The sequence below is a fragment of the Halanaerobaculum tunisiense genome, from assembly GCF_054657635.1.
Map to the genome: position 1 here is coordinate 1 of NZ_BAAHYI010000025.1, position 1397 is coordinate 1397.

A 1397-nucleotide genomic window follows, 5' to 3' on the forward strand; every position below is an offset into this window, starting at 1 on the left:
TGGGCTTCGCGACGTCTAGCTCAACCCTCTTATAACTTGTCCATCCTCTAAAACTTACATATGTAACTCCTAGCCTCGTCTAACCTCTTCGGCTAGATGTCGCTAACCCCATGTTAGCCGAAGTTGTTTACGTCACTAATAAAAAAGAATTCTACTATAAATTTTCTATATACGACTAAAATCAATCTTAACTCTTTCTTTTGCTGAGGATCCATTAGGTAAAATTTCAATATTTTCTATTTCATTTATTTGAACTGCTTCTTCATCTAAGCTATTAGCAATTTTCTCATTTTCATTTTTTTCTTCAAGAAGATTTAAAGAAGCTTCAATTGATAAATTTCCTTTAATTGACAACCGCAAACTTTTTTCAGCATAATAATAGTGGTCATTTAATTCAGTTCTTGAAATTTTCCTTTTATCTTCTTCCCCTAATGCTAAATAATCAGGTTTATATATAGAATATCCTAATATACATTCTATTTTAAATTTAAAAGGGATAACTCCTCTTCCATCACCATAATAAACTATATCATCAACTAGATATTTAATATCTTCAGGATTACCAACCATACTTACTCTTCCTTCATTATTTTCTCCTTTGATTTTAGGAGAAGTAATGTTCATGCCATGCAAAATATTTATAATTTCTTCTTCAATTTTTCTATCAAATAAAACACCATCATTACCAAGATATTCAACAAAACTAATGAAATTATTTTTAGCATTATGTTCCTGTAATAGTTCTTGAAAGTCACTAGAATCAATAAATTCTTCTAAAGAAGACCAAGTATTAACATCACTTCTCTCTTTAAAAGTTTTTTCTATAGCTTTATCACCAGCCACTATATGTAAATGATCAACTTCTTGGATTACATCCTCAATACATTCACATATAAAACTATCTGGTATATCTTTTCGATTTTTTCGTTCCTCAAATGGTAAGTCTCCTAGAAAATATTTATCAAATGTCTGTCTAGTATGTTTTAATGTGATTTTATATTTTTTACTTTGAATAGAATCTAACCAATCATCAAATTCATCATTAATATGTTTTCTGATTTTTTCTGGATAATTATTAATATCCTCTTGAAATTTTTCTAAATTATTTTCTAAATCTTCAGGTAATGAGCGTCGAAGAAGACCATTTAATCCTTTTTCTAAATCCTCAAAATCATTTTTATAATGAGTATAATTTTGAGATAAAAACTCACGTTTCACAAGTTCAGGAACATGTAATTTAAGTTCATTATTTCGTGAAACTTTCACTATAGATTTAAAAATAGGTTTTTTACGTGGAGGATTACTACGGAAAACTGATGTGTCCATTAAAACATGAAGCATATTATCAACCACTCCTTTTAAATAAATTTAATCTTTCATCTCAAAAACAAAGTAAA

1 protein-coding gene is annotated in these 1397 nt (G+C 28.1%); it reads right to left on the reverse strand.

Annotated features, from left to right (window positions below):
- Positions 1-165: 165 nt before the first annotated feature.
- Positions 166-1341 carry a PIN domain-containing protein gene (locus ACYQ3D_RS12580; RefSeq protein WP_459838806.1) on the reverse strand — a complete coding sequence of 392 codons (1176 nt, stop codon included), beginning with the start codon at positions 1339-1341 and terminating at the stop codon, positions 166-168.
- Positions 1342-1397 lie beyond the last annotated feature (56 nt).